18 protein-coding genes and 1 pseudogene are annotated in these 16,485 nt (G+C 71.5%); 2 read left to right on the top strand and 17 right to left on the bottom strand.

The features are described 5' to 3' along the window. Nucleotides 1–40 precede the first annotated feature (40 nt). The 6 genes from ACIBU0_RS02635 to ACIBU0_RS02610 all read right to left on the bottom strand — a co-directional run bounded on the left by ACIBU0_RS02635 (nucleotide 41) and on the right by ACIBU0_RS02610 (nucleotide 5,273). On the bottom strand, nucleotides 41–1,222 hold the full coding sequence (locus tag ACIBU0_RS02635) for a GTP-binding protein (RefSeq protein ID WP_398810525.1): 1,182 nt from the start codon (nucleotides 1,220–1,222) through the stop codon (nucleotides 41–43). Nucleotides 1,223–1,227: 5 nt separating this feature from the next. Further along, nucleotides 1,228–1,398: a 50S ribosomal protein L32 gene (rpmF, locus tag ACIBU0_RS02630; RefSeq protein WP_003996023.1), complete on the bottom strand. Its 171-nt coding sequence runs from the start codon at nucleotides 1,396–1,398 to the stop codon at nucleotides 1,228–1,230. Nucleotides 1,399–1,497: 99 nt separating this feature from the next. Further along, the gene (locus ACIBU0_RS02625; RefSeq protein WP_398810522.1) at nucleotides 1,498–1,905 is read right to left on the bottom strand and encodes a (2Fe-2S) ferredoxin domain-containing protein; all 408 of its coding nucleotides are present in this window, start codon (nucleotides 1,903–1,905) and stop codon (nucleotides 1,498–1,500) included. Nucleotides 1,906–1,919: 14 nt separating this feature from the next. Continuing rightward, on the bottom strand, nucleotides 1,920–3,524 hold the full coding sequence (locus ACIBU0_RS02620; protein WP_398810519.1) for a cation acetate symporter: 1,605 nt from the start codon (nucleotides 3,522–3,524) through the stop codon (nucleotides 1,920–1,922). Then, nucleotides 3,518–3,823: a DUF485 domain-containing protein gene (locus ACIBU0_RS02615; RefSeq protein WP_398811744.1), complete on the bottom strand. Its 306-nt coding sequence runs from the start codon at nucleotides 3,821–3,823 to the stop codon at nucleotides 3,518–3,520. Before ACIBU0_RS02615 ends, ACIBU0_RS02620 begins: the two co-directional genes overlap by 7 nt. A gap of 706 nt (nucleotides 3,824–4,529) precedes the next feature. Next, nucleotides 4,530–5,273 (bottom strand): MBL fold metallo-hydrolase, encoded by a 744-nt coding sequence (locus ACIBU0_RS02610; RefSeq protein ID WP_398810516.1) that lies wholly within the window; start codon nucleotides 5,271–5,273, stop codon nucleotides 4,530–4,532. A gap of 82 nt (nucleotides 5,274–5,355) precedes the next feature. Between ACIBU0_RS02610 and ACIBU0_RS02605 the strand changes: the two genes are divergently transcribed. Then, nucleotides 5,356–5,847 (top strand): hypothetical protein, encoded by a 492-nt coding sequence (locus tag ACIBU0_RS02605; protein WP_398810513.1) that lies wholly within the window; start codon nucleotides 5,356–5,358, stop codon nucleotides 5,845–5,847. Nucleotides 5,848–5,859: 12 nt separating this feature from the next. On the opposite strand, the gene ACIBU0_RS02600 is transcribed toward ACIBU0_RS02605, so the two are convergent. The 5 genes from ACIBU0_RS02600 to egtA all read right to left on the bottom strand — a co-directional run bounded on the left by ACIBU0_RS02600 (nucleotide 5,860) and on the right by egtA (nucleotide 10,561). Then, on the bottom strand, nucleotides 5,860–6,078 hold the full coding sequence (locus ACIBU0_RS02600) for a dodecin (RefSeq protein WP_398810510.1): 219 nt from the start codon (nucleotides 6,076–6,078) through the stop codon (nucleotides 5,860–5,862). 91 nt (nucleotides 6,079–6,169) lie between these two features. Continuing rightward, nucleotides 6,170–7,132: an L-histidine N(alpha)-methyltransferase gene (egtD, locus tag ACIBU0_RS02595; protein ID WP_398810507.1), complete on the bottom strand. Its 963-nt coding sequence runs from the start codon at nucleotides 7,130–7,132 to the stop codon at nucleotides 6,170–6,172. Beyond that, nucleotides 7,129–7,920 carry an ergothioneine biosynthesis protein EgtC gene (gene egtC / locus ACIBU0_RS02590; RefSeq protein WP_398810504.1) on the bottom strand — a complete coding sequence of 264 codons (792 nt, stop codon included), beginning with the start codon at nucleotides 7,918–7,920 and terminating at the stop codon, nucleotides 7,129–7,131. The genes egtD and egtC overlap by 4 nt, the downstream gene beginning before the upstream one ends. Continuing rightward, nucleotides 7,920–9,239 (bottom strand): ergothioneine biosynthesis protein EgtB, encoded by a 1,320-nt coding sequence (gene egtB / locus ACIBU0_RS02585; protein WP_398810501.1) that lies wholly within the window; start codon nucleotides 9,237–9,239, stop codon nucleotides 7,920–7,922. Before egtB ends, egtC begins: the two co-directional genes overlap by 1 nt. Further along, the gene (egtA, locus tag ACIBU0_RS02580) at nucleotides 9,236–10,561 is read right to left on the bottom strand and encodes an ergothioneine biosynthesis glutamate--cysteine ligase EgtA (RefSeq protein ID WP_398810499.1); all 1,326 of its coding nucleotides are present in this window, start codon (nucleotides 10,559–10,561) and stop codon (nucleotides 9,236–9,238) included. Before egtA ends, egtB begins: the two co-directional genes overlap by 4 nt. Before the next feature lie 310 nt (nucleotides 10,562–10,871). Here egtA and ACIBU0_RS02575 point away from each other — a divergent pair, with 310 nt between their 5' ends. Next, nucleotides 10,872–11,696 carry a TIGR02452 family protein gene (locus tag ACIBU0_RS02575; protein WP_398810496.1) on the top strand — a complete coding sequence of 275 codons (825 nt, stop codon included), beginning with the start codon at nucleotides 10,872–10,874 and terminating at the stop codon, nucleotides 11,694–11,696. Nucleotides 11,697–11,703: 7 nt separating this feature from the next. On the opposite strand, the gene ACIBU0_RS02570 is transcribed toward ACIBU0_RS02575, so the two are convergent. The 6 genes and pseudogenes from ACIBU0_RS02570 to ACIBU0_RS02545 form a co-directional block, all read right to left on the bottom strand. Then, nucleotides 11,704–12,150 carry a type II toxin-antitoxin system PemK/MazF family toxin gene (locus ACIBU0_RS02570; RefSeq protein WP_398810494.1) on the bottom strand — a complete coding sequence of 149 codons (447 nt, stop codon included), beginning with the start codon at nucleotides 12,148–12,150 and terminating at the stop codon, nucleotides 11,704–11,706. A 43-nt stretch (nucleotides 12,151–12,193) separates the two neighbouring features. Then, on the bottom strand, nucleotides 12,194–13,678 hold the full coding sequence (locus ACIBU0_RS02565) for an SPFH domain-containing protein (RefSeq protein ID WP_398810491.1): 1,485 nt from the start codon (nucleotides 13,676–13,678) through the stop codon (nucleotides 12,194–12,196). A gap of 133 nt (nucleotides 13,679–13,811) precedes the next feature. Beyond that, nucleotides 13,812–14,015: a hypothetical protein gene (locus tag ACIBU0_RS02560; RefSeq protein ID WP_398811742.1), complete on the bottom strand. Its 204-nt coding sequence runs from the start codon at nucleotides 14,013–14,015 to the stop codon at nucleotides 13,812–13,814. 55 nt (nucleotides 14,016–14,070) lie between these two features. Beyond that, nucleotides 14,071–15,495, bottom strand: coding sequence for an amidase (locus tag ACIBU0_RS02555; RefSeq protein ID WP_398810489.1), 1,425 nt, complete (start codon nucleotides 15,493–15,495; stop codon nucleotides 14,071–14,073). A 388-nt stretch (nucleotides 15,496–15,883) separates the two neighbouring features. Then, nucleotides 15,884–16,030, bottom strand: a complete 147-nt coding sequence (locus ACIBU0_RS02550) for a hypothetical protein (RefSeq protein WP_398810486.1) — start codon at nucleotides 16,028–16,030, stop codon at nucleotides 15,884–15,886. A 180-nt stretch (nucleotides 16,031–16,210) separates the two neighbouring features. Beyond that, a pseudogene (locus tag ACIBU0_RS02545) lies at nucleotides 16,211–16,410 on the bottom strand (cell division protein SepF); the annotation flags it as partial. Nucleotides 16,411–16,485 lie beyond the last annotated feature (75 nt).

Raw genomic sequence — 16,485 nt, 5'->3', positions numbered from 1 at the left:
GGGACCTAACCAGCATAGGCAGGCCTGGTGCCGGGGGGAGTCAGTGAGCGGACGCCTGGAGCTCGGCCGCGTGCTCGTGATCGCAGACGTCGTCGATGCCGTAGGTGTCCCAGGCCGGGAACGGGTCGTCGGCCGGGAGGACCTCGCCGTCCGCCATCAGACACTCGGCCAGTGCGGCCCCCAGCGCCTCGGCGTGCAGGTCCGTGCCGATGAAGACCAGCTCCTGCGCGTACGGGGCGTCGGTGTCCCGCGCGGCGCTGGGTTCGAAGCGGGCGACGGAACCGGCCTGCGACCACAGCCCGGTCACCTGCGGCCGGCTGGCGAGGGTGAAGAACCCCTTGGACCGCAGCACCTTCCCGTACGCTCCGCTGTCGAGTTCGTCCGTGACGAAGCTCCACAGCCGCCCGGGGTGGAAGGGCACTGACGAGCGGAACACCGTGGACGAGATCCCGTACTCCTCGGTCTCCGGCACATGGTCGCCGTTGAGCTCCCGCACCCAGCCCGGGGCCTGCTGGGCGCGCTCCAGGTCGAACAGCCGCGTGCCGAGCACGTCTTGGAGTGCCACACGTCCTTGTACGGCGTCGACGACCCGTGCGGCGGGGTTGAGCCGGCGCAGGGCCGCCCGCAGCCGGTCCGCCGCCGCGTCGTCCACCAGGTCGAGCTTGTTCAGCACGAGGACGTCCGCGAACTCGACCTGGTCGACGAGGAGATCGCTGACGGTGCGCTCGTCGTCCGCGTACTGGCCGAGGCCGCGCTCGGCGAGTTCGTCGCCGCTGTCCAGCTCGGACAGGAAATGGGCGGCGTCGACGACCGTGACCATGGTGTCCAGGAGGGCGAGATCGCCGAGGGTGGCTCCGTCGTCGCGGGCGAAGGCGAAGGTGGCCGCGACCGGCATGGGCTCGGAGATACCGGACGACTCGATGAGGAGATGGTCGAAGCGGCCCTCGCGGGCCAGCCGGTCGACCTCCTCCAGGAGGTCGTCGCGCAGGGTGCAGCAGATGCAGCCGTTGGTCATCTCGACCAGGCGTTCCTCGGTCCGCGACAGCGCGGCCTCGCCGCCCCGCACCAGCGCGGCGTCGATGTTGATCTCGCTCATGTCGTTGACGATGACCGCCACGCGCAGCCCCTCGCGGCCCGCGAGGACGTGGTTGAGCAGGGTCGTCTTGCCGGCCCCGAGGAAGCCGGACAGGACGGTGACGGGCAGACGACTCTCGTACGGCATCCCGGTCAGCCCTCGGGCCGCAGCAGCCCGCGCTCGTACGCCTTGACCAGGTGCTGCGGCACGAGGTGGCTGACGCCGTCGATGGTGACGGGCACGAGCTGCGGCGTGCTCGCCTTCCACTGGGCGCGGCGGTGGCGGGTGTTGCTGCGGGACATCTTCCGCTTCGGGACAGCCATGACGGGACCTCCTCGGTGGGTGAACACCGAGGACGCTATATGAAAATGGATCCCATTAACAACTTGCGGATCCGTCCTTGTCCGGGGCGGGGCAGCAGGTCAGCGACGGGACCGCACCCGCGCGTCCCGCGGCGGCCGGATGAACTGCAACTCCAGCGTCAGCGGCGGCTCGGCGAGCCCCGGCCCGCCCGCGGCCGCCCACTGCACGATCTCCTCCGTGCAGTCGTCGTCCATCGCGAAGCCCACCCACGTGGCCCGCCCGCCGGCCCGGCGCCCCGCGGCCGACGGCTGGACGACGATCACGTTGGCCTGGTCGCAGGGGCCCAGACAGTCGGTCGTACGGACCTGGAAGCCGTGCTCGGCCCCCGCGGCGCGCAGCCGCTCCACTTGCCCCACGTGATCGGTGCCGGGGTGTTTGCGGGGATCGCCGCAGCAGCAGCCCCGGCAGACGACGAGCGTGCAGGGGCGCTCGCGGGCGGCGCCGATCAGGAACGTACGAGTGACCATGGCAGAAGCATCTCCTACTCCTTGGCGCCCACCAGCATCCGCACCTCGAACTCCTCGTAGGCGGCCGCCTCCTGCGGCTCCTGACGGTCGCTCAGCACGGTGCCCAGCCAGCCGAGGAGGAAGCCCGCCGGGATGGACACGATGCCCGGGTTCTGCAGCGGGAACCAGGCGAAGTCGGCGTCCGGGTAGAACGAGCCGGGCGTGGAGGAGACGACGGGGGAGAAGACGACCAGCAGGACCGAGCAGGCCAGGCCGCCCCAGAGACTGAGCAGGGCGCCCTGGCCGGTGAAGCGGCGCCAGAAGAGGGTGTACACGATCGTCGGCAGGATCGCGGACGCCGCGATGGCGAAGGCGAGGAAGGCGAGCGTCGCGGTGTTGGCGCCCCAGGAGACGAGAGCCAGCATCATGGCGAGGACACCGATGACGGCGGCGGACAGCCGGGCCACCATCAGTTCCTCGGTCTCGCTCGCGCGGCCCTTGCGGATCACCTCGCCGTACAGGTCGTGGGCGAGGGACGAGGCGGCGGCGAGGGTGAGGCCGGCCGCGACGGCGAGCAGCGTGACGAAGGCGAGGCAGGACAGCAGGGCCGTGAGGATGCCGCCGCCGAGGGCGTTCGCGAGGAGCAGCACGGCGGCGTCGCCCTTGTGGTCCGTCTGCGCGATGGTCTCCCGGCCGACGACGGCGGTGGCGCCGAGGCCCAGGATCCCGGCGGCCAGGCAGACCAGGCCCACCAGGCCGACCGCCCAGACGAGGGAGGAGCGCAGCACGGCGACCTTGCGCGGGGCGAGCAGCCGCATCAGGACGTGGGGGAGTGCGGCGAGGCCGAGGACGATCGCCAGTTCCAGGCTGAAGAAGTCGAGCTTGCTGGTGGTGCTGACGCCGTAGCGCAGTCCGGGTTCGAGGAACTGGGTGCCGGTGCCGCTGTTGTCCGCGGCCGCGGCGAGCAGGGCGCCCGGGTTCCAGTCGTAGTGGTTGAGCACCATGACGGCGGTGACCGTCACGCCCGCCACCAGCATCACGGCCTTGATGATCTGGATGACCGTGGCGCCGGGCGCACCGCCGATCGCGGCGTACACGATGACGACGGTGCCGATCACGATCACGCACAGGGTGCGGGTCGCGGCACTCGGTTCGCCGGTGAACTGGGTCAGCAGGGCGATGCTGCCGACGAGTTGGGCCACCAGGTACAGGGTGGTGATGGCCAGGGTGCACACGGCCAGGGCGAGTCGCGCCGGCCGTTGCAGCCGGGTCAGGCGCAGGGCCAGTGTGTCGCCGAGCGTGAATCTGCCCGTGCGGCGCAGGGGTTCGGCGATCAGCAGCAGCACCGTCATCCAGGCGACGACCGTGCCGGCGAGGTACAGCAGCCCGTCGTATCCGGTGAGGGCGACCAGCCCGGTGCTGCCCAGCAGGGTGGCGGCCGACAGGTAGTCGCCGCACATGGCGAGGCCGTTGCGCAACGGGGACATCGTGCGGTTGCCGAGATAGAACTCGCCGATCTCGTCGCGCTGAGGGGCCGTCAACAGTGCCATGAACAGCGTGACCACGACCACCGACAGGAACAGCACGAACGTCAGGTTCAGGCTGAACCGGTCGACGATGCCTTCGGACACGGTCACCACGTGCGGTACCCCCTGGAGCCGGGCGGGACGGTCTGCCGTGCTTCGTGCTGGTCCAGTCGCGAGCTCAGGCCACGGGCGAGCGGGTCGACCCGGGTGCGCATGTACCGGACATAGCACCAGGCGGTCACGCCCATCACGGCGAACTGCCCGAGGCCCAGGGCGAGGCCGAGGGTGAAGTGGCCGAGCAGGCGCTGGTTCATCAGGCCGGGGACGGTGTGCGACACAAGCACGTACAACAGGAACCCGCCGACCGACAGGAGTGTCGCGCGGACTCCGAACCTGCGCTGAGCGCGGCGCAGCGAGTGAAATTCGGGATCTTCGGATATGCGCTGGGACGGCGTGGGTTCGTTATTCGGCGGGCTATATGTGAAAGAATTGTCGTGCCAAGGTGAAAACTCGGGCACAGGCGCACCTTCTTTGCTGCGGCATGCCGGACATACGGGGTGCGGGAATTGTTCGCGGGGAAGGGTGAGCGGCGGCGAAGCCGGAAGCCGGAGTATGGCAGCGGGCTCCTTGAAGAATCAACCGCGGTGATGAATTGCCGCATCACGATGGCGCGTTCATGCCCCTCGTGATCCATTCACGGTCCTGCATGGCCTGCGAAAAGGAGCCTCCGGCAAATAGTCCGGACCTTTACTCTCGGCCGGACTGTCTCAAACGCGACCCACTCAGAACCGTGCGCCGACAGCCACGCCGTCGCGCGCGGGCCGGTGAGGCCGGCGGGGTCGGTACTGAGCAGGGCGCCGGGATTGCCGTTGCCGTACGCGATCGTGTTCTCGATGACTATTGGCGAGGCGAATCTGGTTGTTGCCGGACGATCCCTGGAGCCGGAAGCCGGACTCGTGATTGTCGTGCGTGGACAGCCGTGAGAAGACGTTGTTGTTGCAGCTGTCGCGCTCGCCGTTGCGCCTGGGGCTTCCCGCCTCCGCGTCCGCCTCGCCTGCGTGCCGTGTCGCACAGCAGTGGCCGCTCGGCGCGCGGAGGTTGCCGGGGTGCGGGGCTCGCTCAGCCGAGGTGGGCGACGAGACCCGGTGTGGCGACGCCGATGGGGTGCGCGAAGGCTTCCGCGGCTGCTTCCCGGGCGACGACCGGATCCGTGCCCGGCCACAGGTGGGTGAGCAGGAGCCGGGCGGCGCCCGCCTGGTGGGCGTACTGGCCGGCCAGCCGTGCGGTCAGCAGGTACGGTGCGTCGGCGGCCGGTACCCGGTGGGTGTACGTGGCCTCCGACAGGAACAGGTCGGCGCCCTGCGCGAGCCGCGGGATGTCGGGACTGGGGCCGGTGTCGCCGGTGTACGCGAGCACGGACTCCGCAGTGGTGAGCCGGATGCCGGCATTGGGCACGAAGTGCGGCAGCAGCCAGGTGTCCACGCCGAACGGGCCGATGGCGAACCGGTCGCCGGGGACGAACTCATGCAGGCGGTACGCATCGGCGAGCATGCTCGGCTTGTCGAGGGCGAGCACGGCGTCGACCGCTCCGCGCGGGGCGTGGACGGGCAAGGGCGGCGGCGGTTCGTCGCTGAGGCCCCGGGCCCTGAGCAGCGGGTTGAGGTCGGCGCAGTGGTCGGGGTGCCCGTGGCTGATCAGCACCGCGTCGACCGCGTCGACGGTGACCTGGTCGAGCAGGCGCGGCAGCGTGGCGTATCCGGGGTCGACGAGCAGGCGGAATCCGGCGTACTCGACGAGGTAGCCGCTGCATGCCTGCTCTGCCGTCGGCCATGCGCCGCAGCCGCCGAGAACCGTCAGTCGCATGGCACGGGACCTTAGTGCGGTGCCTGGCGGTGGGCAGCCGAATTTCCCGGGCCGGTACAGGCGTGGTCTTAGGGTGAGTGGCGTGACCGACAGCAGCAGACTCCCGCTCGCCGTGTTCGACCTGGACAACACCCTCGCCGACACGGCACACCGGCAGCACTTCCTGGAGCGCAAGCCACGCGACTGGGACGCCTTCTTCGCGGCCGCCCCGCAGGACCCGCCGATCGCGGAGGGCGTCGCGCTCGTGCGGGAGAGCGCGGAGGACTGCGAGATCCGCTATCTGACCGGGCGGCCCGAGCGCTGCCGGCGGGACACGCTCGACTGGCTCGCGGCACACGGGCTGCCCGAGGGACGGGTGTACATGCGACGCAACGACGACCGCAGGCCCGCCCGGCGCACCAAGCTGGAGATCCTGCGCCGCCTCGCCCAGAGCCGCGAGATCCGCGTCCTGGTCGACGACGACGAGCTGGTCTGCGAGGACGCCGAGCGGGCCGGTTTCACCGTCGTACGGGCGCGCTGGACCGCCCCCTCCGCCGCGCTGAAGGTGGCGCAGGAGCGGGAGGGGCGGACCTGACGACTACCCGGCCTACTGGTCGGCGTCCTCCAGACGGAAGCCGACCTTCATCGTCACCTGCCAGTGCGCGATCTGCCCGTTGTCGAGCTGGCCGCGCACCTCGGTCACCTCGAACCAGTCCAGGTTGCGCAGGGTCTGGGAGGCACGCTCGATGCCGTTGCGGATGGCCTGGTCCACGCCCTCGGGCGAGGTGCCGACGATGTCCGTGACCCGATAGGTGTGGTTCGTCATGCGGGTGCTCCTCTCCCGTGACTGCGCCGTGGCGGATCAGTCACGCGTCACTCCACCGTGCCCCACGCCGGGGCATCGCGCGAGCCGTCCGTCACCGCGCCACGCTCAGTGACAGCGCGAAGCGCCCCTGACGGTCCGTCCACCAGTGCGCCAGCTCCAGCCCGGCCGCCGACAGTTCCGCACGCACCCCCTCCTTGCGGAACTTCGCCGACACCTCGGTGCGCATCTCCTCGCCCGCCGCGAAGTCGACGGCGAGATCGAGCGCGGGCACCTTCACCGTCTGCGCCGTACGTGAGCGCAGCCGCATCTCGATCCACTCGCGCTCCGCGTCCCACAGCGCGACGTGGTCGAAGGCGCCGGGATCGAAATCGGCGCCCAACTCACGGTTGATCACGGCCAGGACGTTCTTGTTGAAGGCGGCCGTCACCCCGGCCGCGTCGTCGTACGCCTCGACCAGGACCCGCTCGTCCTTGACCAGGTCCGTGCCGAGCAGCAGCGCGTCCCCGGGGGAGAGCAGGGCACGCACCGAGGCGAGGAACGCCGCACGCTCGGCCGGCAGCAGATTGCCGATCGTGCCGCCGAGGAACGCCACCAGCCGGGGGCCCGGTGTGTCCGGCAGGGTGAGTCCCGCCGTGAAGTCGGCGATCAGGGCGTGCACGTCCAGCCCCGGCCGCTCCTCGATGAGCGCCTGCCCGGCCTGGGTGAGCGCGCTCTCGCTGACGTCGACGGGGACGTACGTGTGCAGCCCGGTGAGCGCGTCGATGAGGTACCGCGTCTTCTCCGAGGAGCCGGAGCCCAGCTCGACGAGGGTGCGGGCGCCGGTCGCCGCGGCGATCTCGCCGGCCCGGTCGATGAGGATCTCGCGCTCGGCGCGCGTGGGGTAGTACTCGGGCAACGCGGTGATCTGCTCGAAGAGTTCGCTGCCCTGCGCGTCGTAGAACCACTTCGGAGGGAGTGTCTTCGGCGTGCCGGTCAGGCCCTTCAGGACGTCGGCGCGCAGGGCGGCGTCGGTGGCGTCCTCGGGCAGGGTGCGGGTGAGAAGGAACGGACTCACGTGCTGGGCTCCTTGGAAGGTTCTGGTGCCAGGGCGTCGCTCGGTTCCTTGAGCGGGGTGATCAGCACATCGGTGCGGCCGGCCGCGAGCAGGGTGCGGTCGGGGACCTCCTGCCAGCGCGGATCGTCGTCGTAGGGCTCGGAGGCCACGACCGTGCCGCCGCCGGGCCGGGTCAGATACCAGAGGGTGTCGCCCCAGGCGGTGGCGGTGATGGTCTCGCCGTCGGTGAGCAGCAGGTTGAGCCGGGATCCCGGGGCCGCCTCGGCGACCTCCAGGACCGTGTCGGCCAGCGCCTGGCCCATCTCGTCCCCGCCGCGCAGCCGCGCGAGGACCAGCGCCCAGACGAACGCGGAGTCGTTGCGGGCCTCCATGGACAGCAGGTCCACCGCGGGCAGGGACGGGGCGAGCGGCGCCAGCGATCCCGGCCAGCCCCGCACGGCCCCGTTGTGGCTGAACAGCCAGGGACCCGCGGCGAACGGCGCCGCCGCGGCCTCCTGGTCGGCGCCCGCTACCGTCGCGTCCCGTACGGCGGCGAGCAGGGCGGTGGTCCGTACGACCCGGGCGAGATCGGCGAAGGAGACATCCGCCCAGATCGGCCCCGCCCGGCGGTACCGCGCCGGCACCGGGTCGCCCTCGGCGTACCAACCCACCCCGAAACCATCGGCGTTGACAGTGCCGTACCGCTGCCGCCGGGGCGCCCACGACTGGCGGTACAGCGCGTGCGGAGGCTCCACGAGAAGGCTGCCGAGCGGCTCCTCGGGGCCCAGGTAGGCGAGGTGACGGCACATCAGACGTCTCCAGCGGAGCGTGCCGTGCGGAAGCCGGAGAAGATCTGCCGCCGGATCGGATAGTCCCAGTTGCGGAAGGTGCCCCGGCAGGCCACCGCGTCCACGGCGAACGAACCGCCGCGCAGCACCTTGTGCTCGGGCCCGAAGAACACCTCCGAGTACTCCTTGTACGGGAACGCCCGGAACCCCGGGTACGGCAGGAAGTCGCTGGCCGTCCACTCCCACACGTCACCGATCAACTGGCGTACGCCGAGCGGCGATTCGCCCTTCTCGTAGCTTCCCGCCGGCGCCGGGCGCAGATGCCGCTGACCGAGGTTGGCGTGCTCGGGCTCCGGGTCGGCGTCGCCCCACGGGTAGCGCATCGAGTGCCCGGTGGTCGGGTCGTGCCGCGCCGCCTTCTCCCACTCGGCCTCGGTGGGCAGCCGCCGCCCTGCCCAGCGGGCGTAGGCGTCGGCCTCGTACCAGCACACGTGCAGCACCGGCTCGTCCGGGGGCACGACCTCGGTGATGCCGAAGCGGCGCCGCAGCCACTGCTTGCCGTCCCGGCGCCAGAACAGCGGGGCCTGGATGGAGTGCTGCCGGATGTGCGCCCAGCCCTCCGGCGTCCACCAGCGGTCGTCGCCGTAGCCGCCGTCCTCGATGAACGCCTGGTACGCGGCGTTCGTCACCGGAGTGGTGTCGATGTAGAACGGCGGCACCTCGCGCCGGTGCGCCGGGCGTTCGTTGTCCAGCGCCCACGGCTCGGTGGAGGTGCCCATGGTGAACGGGCCGCCGGGGACCAGGACTTCGGACGGTCCCGTGAACAGCGGAGCCGGATCCGGGTCGGGGGCGGTGAGAGCCCGCGGTCCCGTGCGGAGCTGATGGGTGATCAGCATCGTCTCGTCGTGCTGCTGCTCGTGCTGGGCGATCATCCCGAAGGCGAAGCCCGCCTCGGTCAGCCGCGTCCCGTGGAACGCGGTGCGCTCCAGCACGTCCAGGACGCGGCCGCGCACCTCGGCCGCGTAGTGCCGGGCCTCGGTCGGCGGCAGCAGCGGCAGCGAGGGGCGTTCGGCACGCGGGTGCTCGAAGGCGTCGTAGAGACCGTCGATCTCGGGCCGCATCGCCTCCCGCCCGGCGACCGCCCGCAGCAGCCACTGCTCCTCCTGGTTGCCGATGTGGGCGAGGTCCCACACCAGCGGGGACATCAGCGGGGAGTGCTGGGCGGTGAGGTCGGGGTCGTCGACGCAACTGGTCAGCAGGGTCGTCCGGGCACGGGCCGTGGTCAGGGTGGTCAGGGCCCGCTCGCGGAGCGTGTCGGCGTCGAGGGCGGGGTCGGTCATGTGCGGATGTCCTTCCCGTGCGGGGTGCGGTCCGTGCCGTGCAGGGTGCGGTGCGTCCCGTAGAGCTCGTCCAGCAGGTCGTCGGCGGGGCAGCGGCCCTTGACGACGTAGCGGTCCCGGTACGCCGCCACGGCGTCCACCACCTCGGTCGTGGCCCCCAGCCGGGGCAGGGCCTGCACGGCGGCCGCGAAGCACTCCACCGCGACCTCGTGCAGCTCGGGATCGGCGAGCCCGGATCTGGCCGCGTCGATCCACAGCGGATTGTGCGGCGCGGGCAGCGACCCGGCGCGCTCCGCCAGCGGCTTCACGGCGCGGTAGGCGGTCTCGGCGGCCTCGGGGTCGTCGAAGAGCGCGGTGGTCACGGCGAACGGCACGATCCAGCCGTCCTCGCCGGGCTGGGCGTCGATCATGCGCAGTTCCAGATGACCACGCGGTCTGACCGGCGGGAACAGGGTCGTGAGGTGGTAGTCGAGGTCCTCGTGCGTCGGCGGCCTGGGGAGCCCGGAGGCGGTCCAGTCCCGGAAGGCCAGCCCGTCCGGGACGTCCCACGGGCCGCCGTCCTGCCGTACGCACATCACCGGCGCGTCCAGCACGTGCCGCGCCCAGGCGGCGCGCGGATCGCCGTCCAGCGGGGGCGCGCCCGCACGCCCCGCGCCGATCTCCATCCACAGCAGCTGCCGGGTGGAGAGCCAGCCGGTGGGCTCGCCCCCGGCGAGCGGGGAGTTGGCGAAGGCGGCGACCAGGACCGCGCCCAGCTGGTGCGCCAGCCACCAGCGCCGCCCGTGGCCGAGCGGGCCGGGCTCCTCGTATCCGGCGTCCAGGCAGACCTGTACGGAGGCCGAGGTGCACATCATGGCGCGGCCGGCCGGGCCGGCACGGTCGAGGCAGGTCTCCATGGCGTCGTAGCGCGGTTCGCGCAGGAACCGGCGGGGCGAGTGCCAGGGGTCGTTGCCGATGCCGACGAGACCGAGACCGCGCTCGCGCAGGACCGCGCGGGCGGTGTCGAGGTCGGCGGAGACGGTGCCGATGCACTCCATCAGCGAGGCGGCGGGCGGCGAGCTCAGCTCCAGCTGGCCGCCGGGTTCGACGGTGAGCGCCGACCTCAGGGGCACGGTCCGCAGTGCGGCGTACGCCGCTTCGAGTCGTTCGGGTGTCACGGGGAGCTGCGGGCCGCGCAGCTCGTGGACGAGCCATTCCACTTCGACCCCGACGGTGCGGGGCGGGCCGGTCTTGAAGCAGATGCCCCTGACCAGGGCCTCCACCTCGGCTTCGGTGACCGCGGTGCGGGGTTGCTCCGTACAGTCACTCAGTGAATCGGACATGTCGGGATCCTCCTGAGAGTCCACAATGTCACCGGTCCGGAGGTGATGGCCCGGTCCGGCACACCCGTCCACCCAAGACCCTCGCGTCGTTTCGCACAAGGGTGCGTTCCGGTGCGTTCCGGGTCGGTAATCTCCGCACGCCGTGCGTTTCCAAGGGCTTTTCCGGCCGTTCGCGCACGCCGGCGGGGACCGCGAAAACTCCGTTGCACCGCACGACCAGCATCGCCCAGGATCGGTGCATGAGCACGACGGGGGAGATGACGGGGGAGATCGCGGGGAGCGCGGTCATGGCGCGCACGGGGGTCGCGCCGTGAGCGCGCGCCTGCGCGGCATCGCCCAGGAGACCGAGCAGATCGTCGCGGCGGGGAGGTACCGCGCGCCGGACGGCCGTGAGGTGTCCCTCGCGGCGGCGGTCGAGGCGGCACGGGACGGTACCCGGATGTACGGGCCGGACCCGGTGCCGGTACCGCGCATCGTCGCGGCCGAGACGTTCCTCGAGGTCACGGGCGAGAGCAGCCTGGAAGCGGCCCGCCGCCTCGGTGACGGTACGGCCGTACTGAACTTCGCCTCGGCCCGCAACCCGGGCGGCGGCTATCTGAACGGCGCCCAGGCCCAGGAAGAGGCCTTGTGCCGGGCGTCGGCGCTGTACGCGTGCCTGCTGCAGGCCCGCGCGTTCTACGACCACCACCGCGCCCACCGCGACCCGTTCTACACGGACCGTGTCATCCACTCACCCGGCGTGCCCGTCTTCCGCGACGACCGCGGCCGCCTCCTGGACGAGCCCTGCACCCCCGGCTTCCTGACCGCCGCCGCCCCGAACGCGGGCGTGGTCCGCCGTACGGCACCGCAGCGCGCGCCCGAGCTGCCCCGGACGCTCGCGACACGGGCCGAGCGCGTGCTGGAGACGGCCGCGGCGCACGGATACCGGCGACTGGTGCTGGGCGCGTGGGGCTGCGGGGTGTTCCAGAACGACCCGGCTCAGGTGGCGGGGGCGTTCCGCGGGCTGCTCGGGCCCGGCGGGCGATTCGCCTCGGCCTTCGAGCACGTCGTGTTCGGGATCCTGGACCGCACGCCGGGGAGTGCGGTGCGGGAGGCGTTCGTACGGGCGTTTCCGGAGCGTCAGCTCCAGCGGTAGCCGGCGCTCAGGTCCAGCCGTAGCGCTCGTGCAGCCGGTGCCTGACCAGGTTGAACCGCCCGCGGTCGAGCGCGCACGCCTCCCGGCGCATGCCTTCCTCGTGCAGACGGAGGACGCGGTCCACGTCCACCCACGACTCGCGCCCCGTCCGGTCCCACGGCCCGCTGCCGATCGCGACCCACTCGCGGTCCCCGTCGTGCCGCTTGCTCGACAACTGCACCGCGAGGAAAGTGCCGGCCGCCTCCCGCGCCACCACCAGCACCGGGCGGTCCTTGCCCCGTCCGTCGTTCTCCTCGAAGGGCACCCAGGTCCAGACGATCTCCCCGGGGTCGGGGTCGCCGTCATGGGCGGGGGAGTACTCGGTGCGGACCCTGCCGACCGCGCGCGGGTCGGCTTCGGTCGTGGCCGTCGGGCCGAAACGGCCCGGGACGTTCTCATCGGTGTACGTGCTCACGGGGGCACCTTAGAGGCTGCCCCCGTGAGCACACCCGACGGGCCTACTTCTCGTCCATCGCAACCTTCTGCGCCGGGGGAGGCGACGCGAGGCCGTTGAGCGACGAAGTCCCGTTCGGGGTCTGGCCGTTCTGGTTCATCGAGGCCAGCAACTGGCGGGCCAGCCCCAGTCCCGTACCGCCCATGGTGAGCGCCTTGGCGAACATGTCGGCCATCCCGTCGGCGCCGTTGAGCAGCACCATGTTGTCGACGCTGCCGAAGGCGGACGCGCCGGCCCGGACGATCTCCGGCCAGTTCTCGGCGAGTTGCTGGGCGACGACGGCCTCCTGGTTCTCGGCGAGGGCTGCGGCACGGGCCTTGATGGCCTCCGCCTCCGCCAGGCCCTTGGCCTTGGCCGCCTCGGCCTGTGCGAGCCCCTTGGCCTGCGCGGCGGCCGCCTCGGCCTCGCCGGTGGCCCGGGTTGCGGCCGCCGTGGCCGCGCCGCGCGCCTTGGTCGCCTCGGCCTCGGCGCTCGCGGCCGCCTTGACCCGGGTCGCCTCGGCCGCGGCCGCGAGTTCCGTCTCCTTCGCCTTGGCCTGCGCCGCCGAGATCCGGGCGTCGCGCTCGGCCTCGGCCAGCGTGCGCTTCTCGTACGCCTGCGCGTCGGCCGGCTTGCGGACGTCCGCCTGGAGCTGCTGCTCGCGCCGTTGCGCCTCCAGCTCGGCGACCCGGGTCATCTGGACGACGACCTCCTGCCGGGCGGCGGCGTCGGCGAGCGGTCCGGCCTGCTGGGCCTTGGCCGCGGCCTTGTCGCGCTCGGCCTGGTAGCCGGCCTGGAGGATCTCGCTGTCCCGGGTCGCCTCGGCCATCCGTGCGAAGGACTGCTGCTCCGCCTCCGTGGCGAGACGATTCGCCTCCGCCTGCGCGATCCGCGCGTCCCGCTGGACGGCGGCCGCGTGCGGGGCGGCGAGGTTCTGGATGTACCCGGTCGGATCCTCGATCTCGTGGATCTGCAACGAGTCGACGATCAGCCCCAGCTTCTCCATCTCCGTACCGCACGCCGCCCGGGTCTGCCCGGTGAGCTTCTCCCGGTCGCGGATCATGTCCTCGACCGTCAATCCGCCGACGATGGACCGCAGATGACCGGCGAAGACGTTGTGCACCCGCTCCGACATCAGCTTCTGCTGGTCCAGGAAACGGCGGGCCGCGTTCGCGATCGACACGAAGTCGTCGCCCACCTTGAAGATGACCACGCCCCGCACCTTCAGCGGAATGCCCTGGTGGGTCACGCAGTCCACGTGCAGCTCGGTCTCGTTGAGATCGAGGGACAGCTTGCGCACCGCCTGCACACCGGGCAGCACGAGCGTGCCGCGGCCGGTGACGATACGGAAGCCCATGCCCTCCTCGAGGCCCTCCGTACGGTGCTTGGAACCGGAGATGATGAGCGCCTCGTTCGGCTCCGCGACCCGCCACATCATCTTGAACACACCGATCAGCACGAGGACGGCGGCTACCGCCGCCCCCGCCACGACGCCGATGACCATCGGCATACGCCCCCTTTGCATGGTGCCCTTTCGGCACCGAACGAAGGGAGTGTGCGCCCGCGCGAAGCCCGGGTACAGACGTCGGCGCATCCTTGTCGAAACCTTGACGCGGACGGCTCTCACCTGCGCACGAGCGGGCTCAACTGTCGTACGCGGCCTGGACGTAGACGGTTCTCGGGGGCTGGTACTCGATCACCATCACCACCGTGCCCCGCTCGATGCGGTCCGTGCCGGGAGCGGGATAGGCGAGGAAGTGCTCGGCGCCGCCGCGCACCCGCACGATCACCTCGCCGACGAGCCCCGGACCGATCGTCCCCGTCACCCGCCCCATGAGCCCGACCATCGACGCATCGCCCACGGTCACAGAGTAGGGCCTGAACCGCGGAGTCGGCGTGGCCTCAGACGACGGCGGTGGGTGCCGTCTCGCCCTGCTGCGGCGGCCACAACTCGTGCCAGCGCAGCTCCGCCTCCAGCTGCGCGGCCAGCGAGATCAGCAGGGGCTCGCTGTTCGCCGGCCCGAGCAACTGGGCGCCGACGGGCAGGCCGCCCACGAAACCGGCGGGGACGTTGACACCGGGCCAGCCCAGCACGTTCCAGGGCCAGGCGTAGGGGCAGGCGGCGATCATCGCCCGGTCGGTGGCGAAACCGCCGAGCCCGAGCATCGCGCCGATGCGGGGTGGGGGAGTGGCCGTGGTGGGGGCGAGGACGACGTCGTACGACTCGTAGAACCTGCCGATACGACGGTGCAGCACAGCCTCCGCACGCCGGGCCGCCCGCAGCGGCACGCCGCCGAGGAACCGGCCCAGCCGGGCGGCGCTGCGGGTGCGAGGGTCGAGCAGTGCGGGGAAGGGCACCTCGCCGGCCCACTCGGCGATACCGGCAGTGGCACGCGGGACGAAGGTCAGCCCGATCTGGCCGTACGGCGGATCGGCCTCCTCGACGACGTGCCCCGATGCGCTGAGCTTCTCGGCGAGTCGGACGACCCTGGCGCGCACCTCGGGATGCAGCCGGGCGGGCACGGCGGTGAACGGCGGCTTGAGTGAGAGTGCGATGCGCAGTCGGCCGGGGTCGCGGCCCGCCGCCTCCGCGGCGTCGACAGCAGGCGGCCGGTGCGGGTCGAGGTCGTGGTTGCCGGCGGCCGCGTCCAGCAGGAGGGCCGCGTCGGCCACGGTGCGGGCGAGGGTGCCGTTGACGGTGATGCCCTGGAACGACTCGCCCTTCGGCCAGGTGGAGATGCGGCCGCGCTGCGGCTTGATGCCGACCAAATGGGTCCAGGACGCGGGGATCCGCACCGAGCCGGCGCCGTCCGAGCCGAGCGCGGCGGGGACGAGCCCGGCGGCGACCGCGGCGGCCGAACCGCCGGACGAGCCACCGGGAGTGTGCTCCGGGTTCCACGGATTGCGCGTCGCGCCGAAGGCGGGCCCCTCCGTGAACGGCCACTGCCCCAGCTCGCAGGTGTTGGTCTTGCCGACGATCACGGCCCCGGCCGCGCGCAGCCGCCGTACCGCCTCGCCGTCCTCGGCGACGGGCGGGAACTCCCCGCCGCACCCGAACGCCGTCGGCTCGCCCGCCACGTCCATGTCGTCCTTCACCGCGACCGGCACACCCAGCAGCGGCCGGCGCCCTCCGGCGGCGAGCTCCTTGTCCGCGGCGGCGGCCTCGGCGAGGGCGGCCTCGGCCCGGACCACCCGGAAGGCGTTGAGCGACCCCTGGGTCGCCTCGATCCGCGCCAGCGCCGCCGCGACCAGCGCCTGCGACGTCACCTCCCCGTCGGCCAGCGCACGGGCGGACGCGGCGAGGCCTGCGGCACGGTCGGGTGTCATACGGGCACCTCCGGGACGACGTTGTCTACCGAACGGTAACCTCCAGGGGGCGGTGGCGGAACGTTTTCGCCCGGCGTGCTCCGAGGTTCACCGCAGAGGTCGACCGCAGAGGTTCAGCACAGGCTCCTCCGAGGTGCCGCTTCCTCCTGTCCGCGAACCATTGATGTGCTCAGATCTCAGCTCTGCCTTCTGGGCGAATTTCCGAACGTTGGTCGCAGGTGAGCCGGGGGCTCGTGCTGCCGGGACTCTCAAGGGTTGACGCGTTTAACTTGACGCTGTGGCATAACCTGGGAACACCATGTACATCGGCTCTCTCATCTTGAGAGGTCGGGACATGGGCGAGGGCCGCCCACCTGATGGCATTCTGCGGAGCGACCCTCGCGTGCGGTTAGCTGCCGCTCAGGGAGCGGGCGATGGCGATGAGCAGGACGGCAATCCTGATCACGAGCATCGTCCGCTCGCGGCGTTCTGTGCGGTCGGTTGCGCCCTCCTTCTCGTTTTCCTTGTTCCTGCGGGGCCGAGCGTGCTTGGCCATGTGTTCCTCCCTCCGGACACGCCGATAGGTGACAGCGCTGGGCATGCCCAGCAGGAGGAACAACGGCCAACTCGTCCCTACGCGTTAGCCGAGTGGTGGATCGGGGGCAGGTACATGGCTTCCAGGCACATTCAGGACCACGCTCATGCTCCTGCTTCCCTCCCTCTTGTTTGCGCGATGGTTGAAGAACCCGGCCTGTGCGATGCGGACTTGTCCTTCGCGGTGACAACGCCGTTAGCAGGCGACAACAGGAACACCTTCTGCGTCAGCCGCTCGATGCTGCCGTCCAGACCGAACACCAAACCGGCCGCGAAGTCGACAAGTCGCTTCGCGTCTCACTCACCGATCTGGGGCAAATTCATGATCACCGGGGTGCCCTCAGGTCGCGGCGTCCAGCGGTGATGGGGAGCGAGCTGGAGCAGTGGGTTGAGCGGGAGCGTGTCGAGGCGCTGTCC

The sequence above is a fragment of the Streptomyces sp. NPDC049627 genome (assembly GCF_044465645.1).
Taxonomy (GTDB): Bacteria; Actinomycetota; Actinomycetes; order Streptomycetales; family Streptomycetaceae; genus Streptomyces.
This window is presented reverse-complemented; position numbering and strand designations above follow the sequence as displayed.

Excerpts from the sequence above, each read along its gene's own strand:
- ACIBU0_RS02635 (WP_398810525.1), bottom strand. The coding sequence starts at position 1,222 with ATGCCGTACGAGAGTCGTCTGCCCGTCACCGTCCTGTCCGGCTTCCTC.
- rpmF (WP_003996023.1), bottom strand. The coding sequence starts at position 1,398 with ATGGCTGTCCCGAAGCGGAAGATGTCCCGCAGCAACACCCGCCACCGC.
- ACIBU0_RS02625 (WP_398810522.1), bottom strand. The coding sequence starts at position 1,905 with ATGGTCACTCGTACGTTCCTGATCGGCGCCGCCCGCGAGCGCCCCTGC.
- ACIBU0_RS02610 (WP_398810516.1), bottom strand. The coding sequence starts at position 5,273 with ATGCGACTGACGGTTCTCGGCGGCTGCGGCGCATGGCCGACGGCAGAG.
- ACIBU0_RS02600 (WP_398810510.1), bottom strand. The coding sequence starts at position 6,078 with ATGACGAACCACACCTATCGGGTCACGGACATCGTCGGCACCTCGCCC.
- egtC (WP_398810504.1), bottom strand. The coding sequence starts at position 7,920 with ATGTGCCGTCACCTCGCCTACCTGGGCCCCGAGGAGCCGCTCGGCAGC.
- egtB (WP_398810501.1), bottom strand. The coding sequence starts at position 9,239 with ATGACCGACCCCGCCCTCGACGCCGACACGCTCCGCGAGCGGGCCCTG.
- egtA (WP_398810499.1), bottom strand. The coding sequence starts at position 10,561 with ATGTCCGATTCACTGAGTGACTGTACGGAGCAACCCCGCACCGCGGTC.
- ACIBU0_RS02565 (WP_398810491.1), bottom strand. The coding sequence starts at position 13,678 with ATGCCGATGGTCATCGGCGTCGTGGCGGGGGCGGCGGTAGCCGCCGTC.
- ACIBU0_RS02560 (WP_398811742.1), bottom strand. The coding sequence starts at position 14,015 with ATGGTCGGGCTCATGGGGCGGGTGACGGGGACGATCGGTCCGGGGCTC.
- ACIBU0_RS02555 (WP_398810489.1), bottom strand. The coding sequence starts at position 15,495 with ATGACACCCGACCGTGCCGCAGGCCTCGCCGCGTCCGCCCGTGCGCTG.
- ACIBU0_RS02550 (WP_398810486.1), bottom strand. The coding sequence starts at position 16,030 with ATGGCCAAGCACGCTCGGCCCCGCAGGAACAAGGAAAACGAGAAGGAG.